This is a genomic window from Roseomonas haemaphysalidis (assembly GCF_017355405.1).
In the GTDB taxonomy this organism is placed as follows: Bacteria; Pseudomonadota; Alphaproteobacteria; order Acetobacterales; family Acetobacteraceae; genus Pseudoroseomonas; species Pseudoroseomonas haemaphysalidis.
In genome coordinates this window covers 115,520-134,696 of record NZ_CP061179.1, presented here as the reverse complement: position 1 = coordinate 134,696, position 19,177 = coordinate 115,520, and the positions used below count along the sequence as shown (strand labels likewise).

Below are 19,177 nucleotides of genomic sequence, written 5' to 3'. Positions count from 1 at the left end.
GACGTTGCGTGTGGTTCCCGAAACCCTGACCACCATTCTGGATCCGCACTTCACCACCAGCTTCACGGCCCGCGACTTCTCGTACCTGGTATTCGATACGCTCTTCGCGGTGGACAACCAGTGGCGCCCGCAGCCGCAGATGGTGGAACGCTGGACGCGCAGCGATGATGGCATGGTGTGGACCTTCACGTTGCGGGAAGGCCTGGTGTTCCACGATGGCAGCCCGGTCACGGCGGAAGACTGCGTTACCAGTTTGCGCCGATGGGGGGCACGGGACGCGCTGGGTGGCCTGCTCCTGCGCGCGACCGCATCGCTGGAGCCCATGGATGCCGCCACGTTCCGCCTGTCGCTGGGACAGCCCTTCGGGCTGGTGCTGGAGGCCCTGGCCAAGCCTGGCGCCATGGTGCCGATGATCATGCCGCGCCGGCTGGCCGAAACACCGGCTACCCGCCCGATCACCGAGCCCGTCGGCTGCGGTCCTTACCGCTTTGTGGCGGAGGAATACCGCGCGGGCGACCGCATCGTCCTGGCGCGCCATAACGCTTACAAGCCGCGCCCCGAACCGGCGATCTGGGCCAGTGGCGGCAAGCATGCCACCTTCGACCGGGTGGAGCTGATCGCCATGCCCGATGTGTCGAGCCAGGTCAGTGCGCTGTCCACCGGCGAGGTGGATTACCTGGAGCGCCTGCCCGCCGACGTCTTGCCCATCCTGGAGCGGAACCGGCAGGTGAAGGTGCAGGTGGTCAGCCCCTTCGGCTACCAGGGCATCCTGCGCTTCAACCACCTCCTGCCGCCTTTCGACAATGCCAAGGTGCGGCGGGCCGTGATGCTGGCGGTCGACCAGGCGGACTACCTGCCCGGCGTCGCCGGGCGCGCCGAATACGGGCGCGAATGCCGGTCCTTCTACGGATGCGGCACGCCCTATGAGACCGATGCCGGCATGCCGACCGCACCGGACCTGGAAGGCGCGCGTCGGCTGCTGGCGGAAAGCGGCGCCGATCTTTCCCGCCCCGTGGTCATTCTGCACCCTGCCGATGCGCCCGGCATCGCCTCGCTCGGTCTGGTGACGCAGGACCTGCTGACCCGGCTCGGCTTCACCGTAGAGCTGCAGGTCATGGACCTGAACACCTTCTTCGGCCGCCGCGCCCAGCCGGGGGGGTGGAACATCTTCCACACCACGAACACCGTGCCGGACATGCAGACACCTTTGCAGAACGCTTATCTGAACGGTGCTGGCGCCGGGCCGGCAGGATTTGCCGGCTGGCCGGCGGACAGGGAAGTGGAGCAGCTGCGCGCCGCCTTCGCCGCCGCCGGCAGCGAGCCGGAGCGCAAGCAGCTGGCTGGGGCCTTGCACGCCCGTGCCGCCGCAGAAGGGTTCTACATGCCGCTCGGACAATTTGTCGCCGCTTCGGCCTGGCGCGCCGAGCTATCCAATGTCCCGACGGGTCCGGCCATGTTCCTGTGGAACATCGCGCGCGCGGGCAGGTGACGCCATGCTGAATTATTCCGATTATCTCGACCTCGTTCCCAAGGTGGAGCTGCACCTGCACATCGCCGGGGCGGTGCGGGCGACGACGCTGGTGGAGCTGGCGGCCGCCAACGGCGTGCGGCTGCCACGCCCGGCAGACACACTGTACCAGTGGCCCGACTTCTACGGCTTCCTGGAAATGCTGCGGCTCGGCGCCCTGGCGGTGCGGCGGCGGGAAGAGTTCGCGCGCATCGCCTTCGAATGCATCGAGGACCTGCACCGCCACGGCAATGTCCGCCACGCCGAGATCTTCTTCAATCCGCATTACTACACGCCGAGTGGCACCACCTATCCCGTCATCGTGGACGGGTTGATCGACGGGCTGACCCGCGCTGAAAAAGCCTTCGGCACCACGGCGCTGCTGATCGCCTGCATCGATCGCAGCGTCTGTCTGCCGTCCGAAGCGCTGGAGATGCTGGACTGGATGGAGCAACATCCCCGCCCCCAGGTGATCGGCATCGGGCTGGACGGCGCGGAGCGTGCCGGGCCGCCGCTGGTCTGGGTGGAGGCCTGGCGGCGCGCCGGCCGTGCCGGCCTGCGCCGCACCGCCCATGTTTGCGAAGACAACCAGACGATGTTCGAGGGACCACCGGTCCACTTCACGCATTGCCGCGACGCCCTGGGGTGTGATCGGCTCGACCATGGGTACAACATGCTGGCCAATCCTGCGATCGTCGCCCGCGCGGCGGCGGAGCAGGTACCGTTCACGATGGCCTGCTGGTCATCCATTCGCGGCAACCGCGAGCCGCGCCAGCAACGCATCCGCCGCATGCGCGAGGCTGGTTTGAATATCGTACTGGGAACGGACGATCCCACTTTCTTTGGGACCAACATGGGCCATTGCTGGCGAACCATGTTCGCGGCTGCAGCCTGGTTGCCTGGGGATGCGCGTCAACTCAGCTTGGCCGGCCTGGAAGCCAGCTGGCTGCCCGAGGACCGCAAGGCCATCATGCGCGCTGAATTTGTCACCCGCATGGATATGCTGGACCGTGCCCTGGACACTGCTGACCATGTCCTCGACCTCGCCGTTGAGCGCCCGATCTCCGCTATGAAATGAGAGAACGGCAGACATGGGTGGCGTGTTTCAACGGAGCCGCCCACGTCTTCGCGTGAACGTTTATGCGGGCTGGCAGTCGACCGCTGCTGATCACTTCGATGCCCTCCTCCGACGCTCGTAATACTATCCAAGGCGTTAAATTTTGTTTGGTTCCATTGCCTAGCTTGGCCGGGACGCAATGTGATTGGTCGCCTCGGTCGACAGGATGGATCCATCAGTCATGATTGTTGTCATAACAGGTGCCGGCGCTGGCGTTGGACGCGCGACGGCCGACGAGTTCGCCCGCGCCGGATACGATGTCGCTTTGCTGTCGCGTGACCCGGACCGGCTGGAACAGGCCGCCGACTACGCACGCGAACAAGGTGTCCGCGCCCTGACGATCCCCACTGACGTCGCGGATGCCGCGGCGGTTGAGGCCGCGGCGGAGAAGGTCGAGCATGAGCTTGGGCCTATCGACATTTGGGTGAACGTGGCGATGGCGACCGTGTTCTCGCCGGTAGCGAAATTGACGGCCGAGGAAGTCGAGCGCGGAACGCGTGTCACCTATCTTGGCCAGGTTCATGGCATGATGTCGGCACTGAAACGCATGCGCACCCGCGACAGGGGCGTCATCGTGAATGTCGGGTCGGCATTGGCGTACCGATCTGTTCCCCTTCAGTCCGTCTACTGTGGAGCCAAGGCGGCCATTCGCGGATTCACGGACTCGCTTCGGTCTGAGATCATTCACGACAAGCTGAATGTTCGTCTCACCATGGTGGATCTGCCGGCCGTGAACACGCCACAGTTCGACTGGGCCCTCAACAAGATGGGGCGGCGTGCCCAGCCCGTGGCGCCGATCTTCGAGCCCGAGGTTCCGGCGCGTGCCATCCGTTTTGCTGCGGAGCACGATCGGCGCAACGTGTGGGTAGGCTATCCCACTGTCCAGGCCATTCTCGCAAACCGCATCGCGCCCGCATTCCTGGACCGGTATCTCGCCAAGAGCGGCTATTCCGCACAATTGACGGACGAAAAGCATCCCGATGATGCTCCCAACAATCTGTTCGTGCCCGTGAAGGGTGATTACGGGTCACACGGGCGGTTCGATGCGCGTTCCAAACCGCGCAGCATTCAGATGTTCACGGAGCGGCACCGCACCGCTTTCTGGAGCCTTGCCGGCATTCTGGCCGTCTTCGGATTGCATCGTCTCGCACGCCGCTTCGATGTGTGACGAGCGGCAGTGGTGACCGTCCCCCTGGAAGACTACGCGATGATCGGCGATGGCGAGACCGTCGCGCTCGTATCGAAGCATGGGTCCATCGATTGGCTCTGCCTGCCGCGGTTCGACTCCCCCGCCTGCTGCGCTGCCCTTCTTGGTGATGAGCGGCATGGCTTCTGGAGCCTTGCCCCTGCGGGCCCCGTGCTTGCGCGGCGGCAAAGCTACCGCCGCGATACGATGGTCCTGGACACCGAGTTTCAGTGCGAGACCGGAACCCTGGTTGTCACGGACTTTATGCCGGAGCGGCAGGGGCGCCCGTTGCTGGTTCGCATCGCGCAGGTCGTGGACGGATGCGCCGAGCTTGTTTCGCGCGCCGCATTCCGGTTTGACTACGGCAACATGCCGCCCTGGATCGTCCATGAAGGTTCAGGTCTCGCCATGCATGTCGGTCCGGACAAGCTGGCCTTGCATTCGGATGCGTCCCTGAGCATCGAGGACGAGTCAGCCGTTGCTCGACTTGCCTTGAAAGCCGGTGAAAGCCGTACGTTCGTTCTGGCCTACGGGCGGTCCAACGAGCATATCAGCGATGGGGTGGATGCTCGATCAGCCCTTGATGATACGGAACGCAGCGGGCGCGAATGGCTCCGCACCTTGGACACCACACAGTTGAGCTACGCCGACGCGGTGCGGCGTTCGCTGTTGACGCTTCGGAACTTGATTCACCGTCCAACCGGCGGGCTTGTCGCCGCGCCGACGACATCCCTGCCCGAGCAGCCCGGTGGGGCCATGAATTGGGACTACCGCTATTGCTGGTTGCGTGACGCCGCCTTCACGCTGGACGCCTTCGTCGAATGCGGCTTTGTCAACGAGGCCCGTGCCTGGCGTGACTGGATCCTTCGCGCGGTCGCGGGGGCCCCGGAGAAGATGCAGATCATGTACCGGGTCGATGGATCCCGCCGCCTCGATGAGGCCGAGATCGATTGGCTTCCGGGCCACCGCTTCGCCAAACCAGTTCGTGTCGGCAATGCGGCTGCGGGGCAACTGCAACTTGATGTCTGGGGTGAATTGATGTCCGCCCTGCATATCGCCGAGCGGGCCGGCATGGAGCGGAACGACCAGGGCCGCCATCTGGAGCATGCCGTGGTTGCCCATGTGTCAAGGGTATGGACTGAACCCGATCAAGGGCTTTGGGAAAGCCGTGGCGAACCGCGGCACTACGTCTACTCCAAAGCCATGGCTTGGGTGGTGCTGGAACGGTTCCTCAAGGGCCAGGGAGGAAATGAGCTCAGCTCCGAATGCCGGGCCGACCTTGTGGCGTTGCGCGATCATATGCATGCGACGATCTGCGCCGAAGGCTTCGACCATGGCCGCAACAGCTTCACGTCGTTCTTCGGCGGGGCCGAAGTCGATGCCTCGCTCCTGCTGCTACCAAAGATCGGCTTCTTGCCGATGAGTGATCCGCGCATGATGGGAACACTTGCAGCCATCGAAGCACATCTCGTTGATGATGGGTTTGTGCGGAGACACCGTATGGCTGCCCTTGTCCCGGAAGGTGCATTCCTGGCGTGCTCGTTCTGGTTAGCCGAATGTATGCTGGGTGCCGGGAGACGGGAGGATGCGGCAAAAACTATCGAGGCGGTGATAGGCATCTCCGGCCGTACTGGACTTTTGTCGGAGGAATATGACACCGGATCCCGCCGTCTTGCAGGCAACCTCCCACAGGCTCTCAGTCATCTGGCCTTGGTTCAAGCGGTCCTCGCCCTCAAGCGATTTGATTTGGGGAAGGGCGGTAAAGCAGATCTGTAGGGGCAACCGGGGATTCGCAAGTATCGCGACGCTTGGCAACAGACGTCATATGAAGTCTTGCCACTTCGTTGCGTCCATGCCCGCGTCATCATTGGCGTCGCTGCGCAGTTGCTCCAGCATCACGCTGGCGTCCTCGTAGCTATCGAACAGCACCGCGCTCTCCCGCATCTGCAGGCTCCCAGAACTCCAATCGACCGCAACAATGGAGTATACGACCTGACCGTCTCCCCACTCGGTCCGAAGGATCGAAAATTCTACCATGCTTTCAACAACCGGATGTTGGTAATCGCTCGGTAACTGTGTGTGGCAGAGAGAATAGCCAGAGGCGATACCGGAACATCACAGATTTTTGTTACTGGGCAGACACAGCATCTACTTATGGTTCATTATGGCCACAGTGAGGAGTGATCGTGCAGTTCATGTGTCTTGGACTATGCACAGGCCATGAGGGTTGGAGAGCACTGCTGGTGAACGTAACCAGCGCTCCTTGGCTGCCGATGTCGGGTGCTGTTGGGTAGGGAACCGCACCTTTTCGTCAGAGAGGCTGATTGAAAACGTTGCGCAGCAACGCTGCTATACGTCAGTTCGACAATATTTTGACGTAATCATCCCAGATGTCCCAGATCTTTGCTGCCTGCCTTTATGCTGACCACCGCAGTTAGCTCCTGGCTTGGCTCAGGGGCTGGGTGCGCTGCCACGAACGGGTAGCGGATTTGGTCCAGGACTTGTTCTGCAAGTTCCTTCGCATGATCCGCGTAGCGGCCGCATCTATGTGGCGGCCCAGGGTAGCGACACCCGGACGGTGCTGGACGGCGGAAGCGGTGCCGTGGTCGCCGATACGCCGGTGGGCGCTGACGCATTGAATGTGGCGTTCGATCCCATGCAGCGCCGGGCCAATGTCAGCAGTCGAGCCGCAGTACAGTGACGGTGACCGATGCGGACGGCAGGATCATGGCCAACCTCGGCCCCGCGCGACTGGCCAACCATGCCTCCCTCGGCCGCGACGGGATTGTCAATGCCGTCTACAAGTCGGGTACCGGCCGGAACCAAGATGGTGATACGATGCTGCGCATCGCCCCCCGCCGCTGGTCGCACAGGAGCAGGCGGTGACAGACGGCTATGTCCAGCGACATTCCCTACCCGCCGCGGTTCCACCGGGAGATGATGCCGGCCTGGCTGGACGCCGTTACCCGCGCGTTGGGGGAAGCGGGGCCAGACCTGTCACGGCCGTTTCGCTGGTGCGAACTGGGCTGCGGTGCCGGGTTGAACGCGCTGGTCACCGCTGCGGTTCACCCCCTGGCACAGGTTGTCGCTATGGACACGGATTCCGCGCAGATCGCCCGACTGCGGCGGGATGCAGCCGGGCCGGACAACCTGCAGGCGGTCCACTCCGCTGTTCGAACGCTTTCGGATGAGCAAGCGGGCAAGCCCTTCGACGTCGTTGCCACGCATGGTGTGCTGTCCTGGACCTCCCCCGGCGCGCGGCAGGCGGCGCTGGATGTCATCGCAAGGCGGCTCCAGCCGGGTGGGTTGGTTTATGCGCGCACTACATGACGCATCCTGACATGTCCGCGACCGCGGCGGCACAGCGCCTCGTGCGCCAAATGGCGGCTCAGACACCAGGCGGTTCCGCCCGAGGCGCGTACGCAGGACTAGCCTTGCTCCTGCAGATGGATAAGGCCGGCGCGGGTCTGTTCGTGGCAGCACCGCAAGAGCGGCAGCGCCTAGACGCCGCGCGTGGGCAGGCTGCGGCAGCGCTGGCACATGAACTGTTACCAGCGCCCTAGGAGCCCCTTCATGTCGGAGACATGGTGGAAGCTTTCCATGGCATAGGTTGCTGCTACATCGGCAGTGCTGCGCCCTTCGATAATATTGATGCCGTTTGCTTGCCAGCTGCAACACGTAGATTGCTAGCTCGAGCCAGGACTATTACAACGGCAGAAACGATGCGCGACATCGCCCGCAACCAGTCCTTTCGTCGTGACCTGTACCGCATGGGTGATGAACCATTGTCACCGCCCGCACACGCCTCAGCCCTTGCGACCTTGGTCCTGGCAGCGTTGCCAGACGCGCCCGTCAGCGGCGGCTTGACGTTTCAAACACCGATCGGACCGGTCGAGGGTGAGGCAACGCTGTTTGATCCACTGCTGAAGTCTCTGGCCCATGGACCAAAGAGCTTGGCCGCGCTGGCTCAGGCTACCGCTGCGCCTCTCCACCCAATGTTGCTGAACCAAGCGACCCAGATGCTGATCTGGCGAACCTGGCGCATCCAACGCTGCTCAATCCGCCGCCTGCTGAACGGATTTGCGCCCTGAATCGCCAGTTAGCGAGCAGTGATCTGAGGTACCGCATCCTTCCTTCACTCGGAACAGCCTTTCCAATGGCCACGACAGCATAAATCCCAAAGCCAGAGTGATCCGGCAAAGTCTTCCTCGTAATTATTGTATTTCACTATGAACTCTTATAAAATCTGCTCACTTACATCGATTCTGCATTTTCTACAACCGTCATTACTTTTACGAATTTGATTCGGAGCGCTGCAGTTGCGATCGCAGCACGAAGCGTTCAGCTGCGTGCCAATTAAACGATGCAATCAGAGTACCGGATCCGGACACATAGCGGCGGTGCACGCAGAGGCCGATAGTATTCGGCGGCAGGTCGAGCGCCGCTGCAACATGCGCCGGCATTGGCGCGGCCGTGACCTCCTGTACCACATGCGTAATCGGCTCCGGCACTTGGCCTTCCAGCAAAGTGTAGAAGGGGCCGAAGGAAGCCGGACGCTCCTTGGCAAGATTGGCCAGGCGGACGGGGATGTAGGACGTGTTGTAGCAGATTTGACGGCCGCCTCGGTGCTCGCTGCGGATGCCATCGATGCGCTGCCAAGGCCCGCCATCTGACGGTACCGGCGGCGGCGGGCTTTCGACGCGCTCGACAGATAGCACAGCCAAGTGCGTGTCGACAGAAAACTGGAACAGTTCCGCGACCGATCCGATCGATTGTACGTAGGCAGGGTGATCCTCGCGCGCGATCACGACCGTGCCGGTCTTGCGGCGCCGGCTCAGCAGCCCGCGCTGCACCAGCCGCCGCAGTGCTTCCCGCACCGTGTAGCGGGAGGCTGAGAACTCAGCGCACAGTTCCGCCTCCGTGGGGAGCTGGCTGCCGATTGGATAGACCTCCCGGGCAACCCGGTCCTGCAAGGTCTCCAGGATCTGACGGTAAAGCGGAAGGTCCGCCATCAGTCCGTCCAGCCCATGAATTCGCCAGGGTCTGCGCGCTTCTTCATCATCCAGCTGCATCCGGCTCATTCGGCATCGGCAAAAAGGTTCTAGGCCAGATTTATGCGCGTTGACAGCCGCGGAAAGCTCTGCGCTGAATTTGTCCAGACATAAAGGAGAGGCATTTCGTGCATCCCTTGCTCCGCTGTTCTCCCTCCGCATGACCGCACCGTTCCTGGCCGAGCGCTTCGCAGCGCACGCTCTGCAGACCCGCTTTGAAGACCTTTCGGAAGATGCAGTCGGGCAGGCCAAGGTCTTCATCTTGGATACGCTCGGCGTCGGCATCGCCGGATCCAGCGCCTTTGGCGCGGACGGCGTTCTGGTGGCGGCTGGCGGCTGGGGAAGCGATGCGGAGGCAACCGTCTGGGGGCGGCGCGAGCGTGTGCCGGCCACCACGGCCGCCATGGCCAATGCGTTCCAGGTGCATTGCCAGGAATACGACTGCGTGCACGAGGGCGCGGTGCTGCACCCGCTTGCCACCGCACTGCCGGCCATCCTTGCGCTGGCCGAGCGTGGCGGCCGCATCTCGGGGCGGGAGCTGATCACTGCTTGCGCGGTGGGTGTATCCGTTTCGGCCGGGCTCGGCATCGCGTCCCGCTCCGCCATGCGGTTCTTCCGCCCGGCGACCGCCGGCGGCTTCGGCGCGACGGCGGCGGTTGGCCGGCTGATGGGCCTCGGCCAGGATGCGCTGACAGGCGCCTTCGGCCTGCAATACGCCCAAACCAGCGGCACGCTGCAAGCGCATGTGGAAGGCAGTGCCGCCCTGCCGCTGCAGGTCGGATTCAACAGCCGCGCCGCCCTGCAGTCCTGCGACTTGGCGCGCGCCGGTGTACCCGGCATGCGTGACGTCTTTGAAGGCCCGTACGGATACCTCCGCTTGTTCGAAGGCGAATGGGATCTGGCAGACACGCTGGAGGCCCTGTCCGGCCGCCGCTGGCTGATCGCGGAATTGAGTCACAAGCCCTATCCCGCTGGCCGCGCTACTCATGGCGGCGTGGAAGGGTTGCTGGAATTGATGCGGGGGGTGACGCCGGACGAGGTCGCCGGCGTCGTCGTCACCGGCCCGCCCGTCACCGCGCGGCTGTGCGGACGGCCCGACCTACCGGACCCCTCGCCCAACTACGCGCGCCTGTGCATGGCCTATGTCGCCGCCAAGGTGATGCTGCACGGCGAGATTGACCTGGCGCATTACCGCGGTGCAGAGCTGACGGACACGGCGACGCACGCGCTGGCACAGCGTGTCCGCATGCAGTCCGACGGCGGCACGGACCCCAATGCGCTGGTGCCGGTATCGGTGGAGATGACGCTGCGCAACGGCGAAGTCCGTAACTGGGGCTGCGAGCAGATGCTAGCCAGCCCCGGCCGCCGGCTGAGCCGCGAGCAGCACCTGACGAAGTTTCGCCGCTGCTGGGAATTCGCGGAGGCACCGCTGCCCACAACCGCGCGGGAGAAGCTGATCGAAATGGTGGATGCGCTGGAAAGCCTCGCGGACGTGCGGGACCTCACCGCCTTGCTGGCGCCCTAGGAACGCAGAAAAGGAACTCTGAACATGGCGCGCTTGTGCAAACGATTGTCTGCCGCCGCCTTGGCCCTGCTGCCGCTGTGCTGGCCGCTGGCCGCCGCCGCCCAGGGCAATCAGCTGCTGTATCTGGCGGAGGACGTGCCGGCGGGCCTCGACTACGACGGACCGTCGGTGTCCGTGAACACCTCGCAGACCGGCTTCATCAACATGATGGACACGCTGGTCGACTTCCCCGTCGCGGGCGAGAACGAGGAAGGCATCCGCCGCCTGGATTTCAGCCGCTTCGAAGGGCGGCTCGCGGAATCATGGAGCTACGATGCCGCCAGCCGCACCTGGACTTTCAAGCTGCGCCAGGGCGTGAAAAGCTGCGCCGGCAACGTCTTCACCGCCGACGACGTGATCTACACGCTGGCACGTGGCAAATCGGTCAGCGGTGCGGCGCCGATCAACTGGTTCCTCGGCAGCCTCGCATCCATCCAGGGCTTTGATCGCAGCGTCTTCACCGGCGGCAGCAAGGAACTCGGCGACGCCGTGGAGAAGGTGGACGACCACACCATCCGCATCCGCCAGTCAACCGAGAACAACCTCTTTCTGACCGTGATGACGGTCTATTCCATGGCGCCCTTCGACAGCGTGGAGATGCGCAGGCACGCCACGCCGCAGGACCCGTGGAGTCACACCTACGCCAACACCGTCAACGCCGCCGGCTTCGGGCCTTATTGCCTGGAGCGCTGGGTCAAGGACGACGAGTTCGTCTTGCGCGCCAATCCCGACTACTACCGTGGCCGCCCCAACATCGACCGTGTGGTGATCAAGCGCGTGCCGCAAAGCGCCAACCGCGCGCTGACGCTGCGCTCCGGCCAGGCACAACTGACGCAGCGGCTGACGGCGCGGGAGTTCCAGGGGCTGGCGCGGGCGCGCGGTGTCAAGGTCGCCGGCATCTTCGGCAATGAGACATTGGTGATGGGCCTCAACTGGCGCACACCCCCCTTCGACAACCCGAAGCTGCGGCAGGCGCTGGCCTTCGCCATGCCGTACGATCAGATCTCGCGCATCGGCTATGCCGGCGCGGCCCGCCAGTGGGAAGGCCACTTCACCGAGGTGCTGTCCGGCTACGTCAGGCCCGACACCCAGTACCCGCGTGACCTCGCCCGCGCCCGTGCCCTGCTGGCGGAGGCAGGCTACCCCGAGGGCCGCGGCCTGGAGGCCTTCCCCGACGCCTTCCGCCTGTCCTTCACGGCCGAGCGGGAATCCTATCTCGGCCCGATCGCCACGGCGATCCAGTCGGCACTCGGCGACATTGGCGTGCGCGTGCAACTCGACCCCATGCCGCAAACTCAGTTCGCCGACCGCCGCATGGTCAAGAAGGACCTGCCCATGGCATTGAGTGACACGGAGAAGCCGGTGGGCCCGGACGTGGTCTATGCCACGCGCCTGTACTTCGTCTCGCCGGCGGCCGGCGGCGTCAACAACATCACCAACTACGACAACCCGGAGCTGGACCGCCTGTTCACCGCCGCGCAGACCGAGCCGGACCCGGCCAGGCGCGCGCCGCTGCTCAGCCAGATCCAGAACCTGGTGCAGCGCGACCTCGCTTGGCTGCCGCTGGTCGAGACCAAGACGCAGTGGGCCTTCTCCGACCGGCTGTCGGGCCTGACCTGGCACCCGGACAACTCGCTGCGCCTGTTCGAGTTGACGCTGGCGCCGTGACGGAGCGGGCATGATCTCCTTTATTTCCCGCCGCCTGGCGACCGCCATGGTGCAGCTTGTGGGGCTGGCGCTGGTGGTATTCTTCGCCATCCGCCTGCTGCCGGCAGACCCCGTGGCGCGGCTGGTGGGCCTGAACGCGTCACGCGACGCCTACCTCGCCTCGCAGCGCTCGCTCGGGCTGGACCGGCCGGTGCTGGAGCAGTTCGGCAGCTATCTGGGTGTGATGCCCGGATCGTCCGGCCTGCTGCAAGGCGACTTCGGCCGCTCCTGGGTCAGCGGCGAGCCGGTGTCGCGCGAGATCGCCCGCGTATTGCCGATCACGCTGGAGCTGATCACCATCTCCTTCGTGCTGGCATTCATCGTGTCCGTGCCGCTCGGCATGGTCTGCGCCATCCGCCCGGGCGGGGCCGCGGACAAGGCGACCTTCGGCTACAGCCTCTTCGCCGGCTCGCAGCCGGAATTCTGGTGGGGCCTGCTGTTCATCTTCTTCTTCTTCGCGCAGCTCGGCTGGGCGCCCGCGCCGCTCGGCCGGCTCAACCCCATGGCCTCGCCGCCGCCGGCGGTGACCGGCTTCATCACGGTGGACTCACTGCTGGCGGGCGACATGGCCGCCTTCCGCGACGGGTTGCACCACCTGATGCTGCCGGTCCTGACCAAGGTCTTCGTCTTGTCCGGCCCCATCGTGAAGATGGTGCGCCAAAACATGGTGCGCGTGCTGGCCTCGGACTACGTGCTGTTCGGCCGCGCGGCGGGGCTGACGCCGGGGCGCATCGCGCGCATCGCGCTGAAGAACGCGTTGGCCCCGGCGCTGACGTTGCTGGGCGTGCTCTACGGCTACATCCTGGGGGGCGCGGTGCTGATCGAATCCGTCTTCTCGCTGGGCGGCATCGGCTCCTACGCCGTGCGCTCGGTGCTGGCCTTCGACTACCCGGCCATCCAGGCCGTGGTGCTGGTCATCGCCGCTGTCTCGCTGTTCGTGTACCTCACCCTCGACCTGGTGCACGCGCTGCTCGACCCGAGGCTGGCGTCGTGAGCGACGCCGCCCCCGTCGAGGCCGGGCTGGTCGCCGCCGAGCTGCGCGCCGGCATCGCCCGCCCGGTGCCGGACCTGTTGTTCCGCATCGGCGCCGCCATCGTCGCGCTGTCGCTGGTGCTGATGGTGGTGGGCCCGTGGATCACCCCCTATGACGTCGGTCGCCCGACGGACGATATCGCCGTGCCGCCGCCCGCGCTGGCCGAGGTGCCGGGCCTTTTGTGGCAGGCGCTGACTGGCGCGCCACATGAGCCGATCTACTGGTTCGGCACGGACAACGCAGGGCTCGACGTGTTTTCCCGCGTCATCGCGGCGCCGCGCGCCGATGTCGCCATTGCGGTGGGCGCCAATCTCGCTTCGCTGCTGCTGGGCAGCCTGCTGGGACTGCTGGCTGGCACCGCGCGGCCCTGGGTGGCGGCGCTGGTGATGCGCCTGTCCGACTTGGTACAGGCCTTCCCCGTGTTCATCACCGGCATGATCCTGGTGACGCTGGCCGGCCGCAGCGCCACCACCATCGTGCTGACGCTGGCGCTGCTCTACACCCCCATCTACATCCGCCTGACGCGCGCCGAGGTGCTGGTGCAGCGCAACCGCGGCTTCGTGGATGCCGCCCGGGCGCTGGGCAAGCGCGAAGCCTTCATCGCGCTGCGTCATGTGCTGCCCAACGCGCTCGCGCCAGCGATGATCCAGGCCTCTGTCACCGTCGGTTTCGCCATCCTGATGACGGCGGGCCTGTCCTTCGTGGGCGCGGGCGTCAGGCCGCCGACGCCGGAATGGGGACTGATGATCGCGGCGGGCGCCGACCAGATCATCCAGGGCGAATGGTGGCCCTCGCTGTTCCCGGGACTGGCCATCTCCATCACGGTGTTCGGCTACGCCGCCTTCGGCAATGGGCTGGAGCGCCGCCATGCCCGCTGAGCCCGTGCTGTCCGTGCGCGGCCTTTCGGTCGGCTTCGAGGGCCCGCCCGCCGTGGATGGCATCGACCTCGACATCATGCCGGGCGAGATCCTGGGCCTGACCGGGGATTCGGGTGCCGGCAAATCGACCCTTGGCCTCGCGCTGTTGGGGTTGGCGCGGCCGCCCGGCCGCATCCTCGGCGGCCAGGTGCTGCTGGAAGGCACCGACCTGCTGGCGCTGCCCGAGGCGCGGCGGCGCGAGCTGCGCGGCCGGCGCATCGGGTTGATCGTCCAGAATCCGCGTGGCTCGCTCAGCCCGCTGCACACGGTGGGCAGCCAGATCGGCGGCGTGCTGCGCGCCCACCTGCCGATCTCGCGCCCCGAGGCGAAGTCGCGCGCCATCGGCCTGCTGCGGCGACTGGGCTTGAACGACCCCGAGCGCCGTGCCGAGGCCTATCCGCACGAGATCAGCGGCGGCATGGCCCAGCGCGTGCTGATTGCCATGGCGGTGGGTGCCGGCCCGCGCCTGCTGGTGGCGGACGAGCCGACCAGCGGGCTCGACGTCACCATCCAGGCGCAGTTCCTGGACGAGCTGTCGCGCACCGCCCGGGCAGCGGGGTCCGCCGTGCTGCTGATGACCCAGGACCTCGGCATCATCGCCAACTACTGTGACCGTGTGGCGGTGATGCAGCAGGGCCGCATCGTGGGGCAGGGCGACACCCGGGATTTCTTTGCGCATCCGGCCGACGACTACAGCCGCACGCTGCTGTCGCTGCGCCACTCGGCCCCGCCCGCCCCCCCGGCGGAGCCTGAGCCGCTGCTGGCGGTACAGGGGCTGTGCAAGGGCTTCACCCTGCGCGGCAGTGGCAAGCGGCTGCAGGCAGTGGACCGGGTAGACCTTGCCATTGGCCGTGGCGAAACGCTGGGGCTGGTAGGTGAAAGCGGTTCCGGCAAGACCACCGTGGGGCGCTGCCTGCTGCGGCTGGTCGAACCCGACAGCGGCAGCGTGCTGTTCGAGGGGCGCGACCTGCTGCAACTGCCGCCGGCCGAGCTGCGCCGCATGCGGCGGCGTGTGCAGATCGTGTTTCAGGACCCGCTGGACGCGCTGGACCCGCGCTGGACGGCGGCCGAAATCCTCGGCGAGGCGCTGGAGCGGCCGGACGCAGCCCGGGTGGCGGAGCTGCTGGCGCTGGTCGGCCTGCCGGCGGAAGCGGCGCGGCTACGGCCGCGCGGCCTGTCGGCCGGCGCGCAACAGCGCCTGTCCATCGCCCGCGCCATCGCCGCCGACCCGGCGCTGATCGTGCTGGACGAGCCAACGTCGGCGCTGACGCCTCTGGCGCGCGTTGGCATTGTGACGCTGCTGCGCGACATCCAGGCACGGCTGGGCACTTCCTTCCTCTTCATCTCGCACGATCTGAACACGGTTGAGCAGCTGAGCCACCGCGTGGCCGTGATGTACCTGGGGCAGGTGGTCGAGCACGGCACGCGCGAGCAGGTCTTCCAGGCGCCGCGCCACCCCTACGCCCGCGCCCTGTTGTCCGCCCACCTGGCGCCCGACCCCACCCGCCGGCGCATCGACCACGTGCCCGCGGCCGCGCTGGAAGGCGAGATCCCGAGCCCTGTGGACCTGCCACGTGGCTGCTACCTGGCCACCCGCTGCCCGCAGGCGCGCCCCGATTGCCATCACACCCCGCAGCCCCTGCTGCCCTTGCCCGACGGCCGCGCCATCCGCTGCCTGCCGGAAAGCCAGGCCGCCGGCGCCGCCCCCACCCTGTCGCCCGAGGAGGCCCTGTCATGAGCCTGAACCGACGCACCCTGTTCCAGGCCGGCGCCGCCGCCGGGCTCGGCCTGTTGTCCGCCCCGCGCTGGGCCGTGGCGGCGGACAAGACGCTGACGGTCGCGCTGCCCAACAACCCCAGCACGCTGGACCCGATCCAGATCTCCAACCACGACGCCATGGCGATCACCAACACGGTGTTCGAGAACCTGCTGGAAACCAGCTTGGACGGCGAGCTGGTGCCCTGCCTGGCGCGCGCCATGCCCACCATTTCGGACGACGCCCTGCGCTTCACCTTCGACCTGCGGGACGACGTGCAGTTCCACAACGGCGCGAAGTTCAGCGCCGAGGACGTGAAGTACTCCTACGAGTACATGCTGGACCCCAAGAACCGCTCGCTGCGCCGCTCTCTGTTCTCGCCGATCGAGCGGATCGAGGTGGAAAGCCCGACCCGCGTCACCTTCCTGTTGAAGCACCCCTACCGCCCCTGGCTGCAGTACATGCAGAAGTTCATGGCGGTCTTCCCCAAGGGCTCGCGCGAGGCGATCGGCGACGATGGCTTTAAGTCCGCGCCGGTGGGCGTCGGCACCGGGCCGGGCGCTTTCGTGGAATGGCAGCCGGACACGCAGATCGTGCTGCAGCGCAACGCCAATTACTGGCGCCGCGGCACGCCGGCCTGGGACCGCGTGGTGGCCAAGATCGTACCCGAGGATTCCACGCGCCTCGCCTACCTGATGACCGGGCAGTCGCAGATCATCTCCGCGCCTCCGCCGCGTGACTTCGAGCGCTTGAAGACGGCGCCGGGTATCAAGACCGGCAGCACCGTGGCGCTGGGCGGCATGTGGTTCATGCAAATCAATAGCAAGCGCGCACCGTTCGACGACGTGAACTTCCGCAAGGCCGTGTCCTGCGCCATCGACCGCAAGGCCATCGCGCGGGACGTGCTGTACGGCCTGCTGGATGCCACAGCGACGCCGGCACCGACCGCGACCTCCTACTACAACAGCAAGGCCAACGCCCAGATTGATTATAATCCGGAGCGTGCGCGCAGCTTCCTGGCGCAGTCGAAATACGCCGGCAGGCCGGAATTCGAGCTGCTGGTCCCGTCCATCCCCTATCTGTTCGACGCCAAGGATAGCGCGGTGGTGATGCAGTCACAGCTCGCCGCCGTCGGCATCACCATGAAGATCACGCTGATGGAACAACCACAGATCCTGACGCGCGCGCAGGCGGGCACGCAGGTGGCTTCGCTGATGCCACTGATGGCGCCGGCCGACCCCACCTTCATCATCCAGATCTGCTACACCGCTAACCAAGGCATGTCGCGCTCGTCGGGCTACACCAACCCGGCGTTGGATGCCCTGATCCAGGAAAGCTACCGCTACACCGACAGCGCGCGCCTCGACCCCGTGCTGATGCGCATCCAGGACCTGCTGGTGGAGGATTGCCCGGGCATCTGGCTCGGCTTTGTTGGCGTCGCCAATGCGTGGCGGGACGAGGTGCGCGGCTTCAAGCCCAACAGCGGCCTGTCCATGGCGCTGCGCGACGTGACGCTGGCCTGATGTGGGCCCTGCTCAACCGGCTGCTGGGCTCGCTCGGCGTGCTGCTTGGCGTCAGCATCGTGCTCTTCGCGCTGATCCACGCCAACCCCGTGTCGCCCGCCCGGGTGGTGCTGGGGATGGACGCGACGGAAGAGGACATCGCGCAGTTCGACGCCGACAACGGCCTGGACCGGCCGGTGGTGCAGCAATACCTGGATTGGGCGGGGCGCTCGCTGCGCGGCGACTTCGGCCGCTCGCTGGTGGACGACACCTCCATCACCCGCACCGTCGCCCAGACCCTGCCGGTGACGCTGGAGCTGGTGCTCTGGGCCTTCCTGCTGTCGCTGGTGCTGGCCGTGCCGCTCGGCATCCTGTCCGCGCTGCACGAGGACACATGGGTTGACCATGGCGCCCGGGCGCTGGCCACCATCGGCGTGTCGATCCCCGGCTTCTGGCTCGGGCTGATGTTGATCGCCTGGGGGGCCGTGGGCCTCGGCTGGTTTCCCGCCGGCGGCTACGTGCCGTGGTCGGAAGGGGTGGGGCCGCACCTGCGCTCGGTCACGCTGCCGGCCATCTCGCTCGGGCTATACTACGTCGCTATCATCAGCCGCATGACCCGTTCGGCCATGGGGGACGTCATGCTGGCGGACCATGTGCGGGTTTCGCGCGCCATGGGGCTGGGGCGTGGGCGGATCATGACCTACGTGCTGCGGAACGCACTGAGCCCGGTGGTGACGGTGGCCGCCATGTCCTTCGGTTACATGTTCGGCTGGGCGCTGATCGTGGAGCAGGTCTTCACCATCCCCGGCATGTCGCGCGCACTGCTCAACGCCATCTTTCGCCGCGACTACATCGTGATCCTGGACGTGGTGCTGATCATCACCGCCATCTTCCTTTTGGCGAACCTGGTCGCGGACCTCCTCTACCGGCTGATCGACCCGCGGGTGGCGGAATGAGCGCGCTGCGCTCCCTGCTGCGCCGCCCCGCCGGCGCGGTGGGTGCCGCCATCGTGCTGGTGGTGGCCGCCGTGGCGCTGCTGGCACCCTGGCTCGCGCCCTACGACCCGCTGGCGGTGGACCTCGCCCGCAAGCTGGCGCCGCCCTCCGCCGCGCACTGGCTGGGCACCGACCAGACGGGGCGGGACGTCTTGAGCCGTCTGCTCTGGGGCGCACGCCCCTCGCTGGCCGTGGGCCTGCTGGCGGTGGTGATCGGTCTTCTCGGCGGCGTCACCCTCGGCGTCACCGCCGCCATGCTGCGCGGCTGGTGGGAACAGGTGGCGATGCGCAGCATGGATGGGCTCGCCTCCATCCCCATGCTGATCTGGGCCATCGCCATCGTCGGCATCATCGGCGTCGGCCCCTTACCCCTGGGCCCATTCATGCTGCCCAACGAAAGCAAGATCGTGCTGCTGGTCGGCGTCCTCTACATGCCGCCGCTGGCGCGCGTAGCGCATGGCGGGGCGCTGCTGGAGGCGCGGGCCGACTACGTTCAGGCCCGCCGCCTGCAAGGCGCGCGCACCCTGTCCATCATGCTGGGCGATGTGCTGCCAAACTGCCTGTCGCCGGTGGTGGTGCAGGCGACGCTGCTGATCGCGGTCGGCATCGTGGTGGAGGCGTCGTTGTCCTTCGTGGGGCTCGGCGTGGAGCCGCCGCTGCCAAGCTGGGGCGGCATGCTGGCCGATGCCCGGCGCTTCATCTTCTCGGGCGAGTGGTGGACCTACGTGTTCCCCGGCCTTGCCATTTCCGTCACCGTGATCGGCTTCAACCTGTTGGGCGACGCGCTGCGCGACACGCTGGACCCGCGCAAGACGGCTGGCGCCGGCCGGGTGGTGATCTGA

Annotated in this window: 16 protein-coding genes and 1 pseudogene; 15 read left to right on the top strand and 2 right to left on the bottom strand. The window is 66.3% G+C overall.

Translation table 11 applies throughout. The features are described 5' to 3' along the window. The first annotated feature begins 10 nt into the window (after window positions 1–10). The 4 genes from IAI59_RS20265 (at window position 11) to IAI59_RS20250 (ending at window position 5,586) form a co-directional block, all read left to right on the top strand. Window positions 11–1,489: an ABC transporter substrate-binding protein gene (locus tag IAI59_RS20265; protein WP_207415456.1), complete on the top strand. Its 1,479-nt coding sequence runs from the start codon at window positions 11–13 to the stop codon at window positions 1,487–1,489. Window positions 1,490–1,493: 4 nt separating this feature from the next. Next, window positions 1,494–2,585 carry an adenosine deaminase family protein gene (locus IAI59_RS20260; protein ID WP_207415457.1) on the top strand — a complete coding sequence of 364 codons (1,092 nt, stop codon included), beginning with the start codon at window positions 1,494–1,496 and terminating at the stop codon, window positions 2,583–2,585. A 220-nt stretch (window positions 2,586–2,805) separates the two neighbouring features. Next, the gene (locus IAI59_RS20255; protein ID WP_207415538.1) at window positions 2,806–3,792 is read left to right on the top strand and encodes an SDR family oxidoreductase; all 987 of its coding nucleotides are present in this window, start codon (window positions 2,806–2,808) and stop codon (window positions 3,790–3,792) included. Between the two features lie 12 nt (window positions 3,793–3,804). Continuing rightward, complete coding sequence (locus tag IAI59_RS20250; RefSeq protein ID WP_207415458.1) at window positions 3,805–5,586, top strand: glycoside hydrolase family 15 protein; 1,782 nt, start codon at window positions 3,805–3,807, stop codon at window positions 5,584–5,586. A 45-nt stretch (window positions 5,587–5,631) separates the two neighbouring features. On the opposite strand, the gene IAI59_RS23405 is transcribed toward IAI59_RS20250, so the two are convergent. Continuing rightward, a complete protein-coding gene (locus IAI59_RS23405) occupies window positions 5,632–5,754 on the bottom strand; it encodes a hypothetical protein (RefSeq protein WP_272874577.1) in 123 nt (40 codons plus the stop codon). Between the two features lie 759 nt (window positions 5,755–6,513). Between IAI59_RS23405 and IAI59_RS20245 the strand changes: the two genes are divergently transcribed. The 3 genes and pseudogenes from IAI59_RS20245 to IAI59_RS20235 form a co-directional block, all read left to right on the top strand. Further along, entirely contained in the window at window positions 6,514–6,696 is a 183-nt protein-coding gene (locus IAI59_RS20245) for a hypothetical protein (RefSeq protein ID WP_207415459.1), read from the top strand. Between the two features lie 9 nt (window positions 6,697–6,705). Beyond that, complete coding sequence (locus tag IAI59_RS20240; protein ID WP_207415460.1) at window positions 6,706–7,140, top strand: class I SAM-dependent methyltransferase; 435 nt, start codon at window positions 6,706–6,708, stop codon at window positions 7,138–7,140. A gap of 248 nt (window positions 7,141–7,388) precedes the next feature. Next, window positions 7,389–7,901: pseudogene (locus IAI59_RS20235) on the top strand (methyltransferase regulatory domain-containing protein); the annotation flags it as partial. Window positions 7,902–8,102: 201 nt separating this feature from the next. Here the strand turns inward: IAI59_RS20235 and IAI59_RS20230 are convergent. Beyond that, entirely contained in the window at window positions 8,103–8,882 is a 780-nt protein-coding gene (locus tag IAI59_RS20230; protein ID WP_207415462.1) for a GntR family transcriptional regulator, read from the bottom strand. Window positions 8,883–8,931: 49 nt separating this feature from the next. Here IAI59_RS20230 and IAI59_RS20225 point away from each other — a divergent pair, with 49 nt between their 5' ends. Genes IAI59_RS20225 through IAI59_RS20190 form a run of 8 tightly spaced genes read left to right on the top strand, consistent with a single transcriptional unit; the run spans window position 8,932 to window position 19,177 of the window. After that, window positions 8,932–10,386 carry an MmgE/PrpD family protein gene (locus tag IAI59_RS20225; protein ID WP_207443929.1) on the top strand — a complete coding sequence of 485 codons (1,455 nt, stop codon included), beginning with the start codon at window positions 8,932–8,934 and terminating at the stop codon, window positions 10,384–10,386. A gap of 24 nt (window positions 10,387–10,410) precedes the next feature. Continuing rightward, window positions 10,411–12,093 carry an ABC transporter substrate-binding protein gene (locus IAI59_RS20220; RefSeq protein WP_207415464.1) on the top strand — a complete coding sequence of 561 codons (1,683 nt, stop codon included), beginning with the start codon at window positions 10,411–10,413 and terminating at the stop codon, window positions 12,091–12,093. A gap of 10 nt (window positions 12,094–12,103) precedes the next feature. Next, complete coding sequence (locus tag IAI59_RS20215; protein WP_207415465.1) at window positions 12,104–13,126, top strand: ABC transporter permease; 1,023 nt, start codon at window positions 12,104–12,106, stop codon at window positions 13,124–13,126. Further along, window positions 13,123–14,043 carry an ABC transporter permease gene (locus IAI59_RS20210; protein WP_207415466.1) on the top strand — a complete coding sequence of 307 codons (921 nt, stop codon included), beginning with the start codon at window positions 13,123–13,125 and terminating at the stop codon, window positions 14,041–14,043. Before IAI59_RS20215 ends, IAI59_RS20210 begins: the two co-directional genes overlap by 4 nt. Then, window positions 14,033–15,820, top strand: coding sequence for a dipeptide ABC transporter ATP-binding protein (locus IAI59_RS20205; RefSeq protein ID WP_207415467.1), 1,788 nt, complete (start codon window positions 14,033–14,035; stop codon window positions 15,818–15,820). Before IAI59_RS20210 ends, IAI59_RS20205 begins: the two co-directional genes overlap by 11 nt. Then, complete coding sequence (locus IAI59_RS20200) at window positions 15,817–17,361, top strand: ABC transporter substrate-binding protein (RefSeq protein ID WP_207415468.1); 1,545 nt, start codon at window positions 15,817–15,819, stop codon at window positions 17,359–17,361. The genes IAI59_RS20205 and IAI59_RS20200 overlap by 4 nt, the downstream gene beginning before the upstream one ends. After that, window positions 17,361–18,296 (top strand): ABC transporter permease, encoded by a 936-nt coding sequence (locus tag IAI59_RS20195; protein ID WP_207415469.1) that lies wholly within the window; start codon window positions 17,361–17,363, stop codon window positions 18,294–18,296. The genes IAI59_RS20200 and IAI59_RS20195 overlap by 1 nt, the downstream gene beginning before the upstream one ends. Continuing rightward, on the top strand, window positions 18,293–19,177 hold the full coding sequence (locus IAI59_RS20190) for an ABC transporter permease (RefSeq protein ID WP_207415470.1): 885 nt from the start codon (window positions 18,293–18,295) through the stop codon (window positions 19,175–19,177). Before IAI59_RS20195 ends, IAI59_RS20190 begins: the two co-directional genes overlap by 4 nt.

Excerpts from the sequence above, each read along its gene's own strand:
- IAI59_RS20260 (WP_207415457.1), top strand. The coding sequence starts at position 1,494 with ATGCTGAATTATTCCGATTATCTCGACCTCGTTCCCAAGGTGGAGCTG.
- IAI59_RS20255 (WP_207415538.1), top strand. The coding sequence starts at position 2,806 with ATGATTGTTGTCATAACAGGTGCCGGCGCTGGCGTTGGACGCGCGACG.
- IAI59_RS23405 (WP_272874577.1), bottom strand. The coding sequence starts at position 5,754 with ATGCGGGAGAGCGCGGTGCTGTTCGATAGCTACGAGGACGCCAGCGTG.
- IAI59_RS20240 (WP_207415460.1), top strand. The coding sequence starts at position 6,706 with ATGTCCAGCGACATTCCCTACCCGCCGCGGTTCCACCGGGAGATGATG.
- IAI59_RS20230 (WP_207415462.1), bottom strand. The coding sequence starts at position 8,882 with ATGCAGCTGGATGATGAAGAAGCGCGCAGACCCTGGCGAATTCATGGG.
- IAI59_RS20220 (WP_207415464.1), top strand. The coding sequence starts at position 10,411 with ATGGCGCGCTTGTGCAAACGATTGTCTGCCGCCGCCTTGGCCCTGCTG.
- IAI59_RS20215 (WP_207415465.1), top strand. The coding sequence starts at position 12,104 with ATGATCTCCTTTATTTCCCGCCGCCTGGCGACCGCCATGGTGCAGCTT.
- IAI59_RS20205 (WP_207415467.1), top strand. The coding sequence starts at position 14,033 with ATGCCCGCTGAGCCCGTGCTGTCCGTGCGCGGCCTTTCGGTCGGCTTC.
- IAI59_RS20200 (WP_207415468.1), top strand. The coding sequence starts at position 15,817 with ATGAGCCTGAACCGACGCACCCTGTTCCAGGCCGGCGCCGCCGCCGGG.
- IAI59_RS20195 (WP_207415469.1), top strand. The coding sequence starts at position 17,361 with ATGTGGGCCCTGCTCAACCGGCTGCTGGGCTCGCTCGGCGTGCTGCTT.
- IAI59_RS20190 (WP_207415470.1), top strand. The coding sequence starts at position 18,293 with ATGAGCGCGCTGCGCTCCCTGCTGCGCCGCCCCGCCGGCGCGGTGGGT.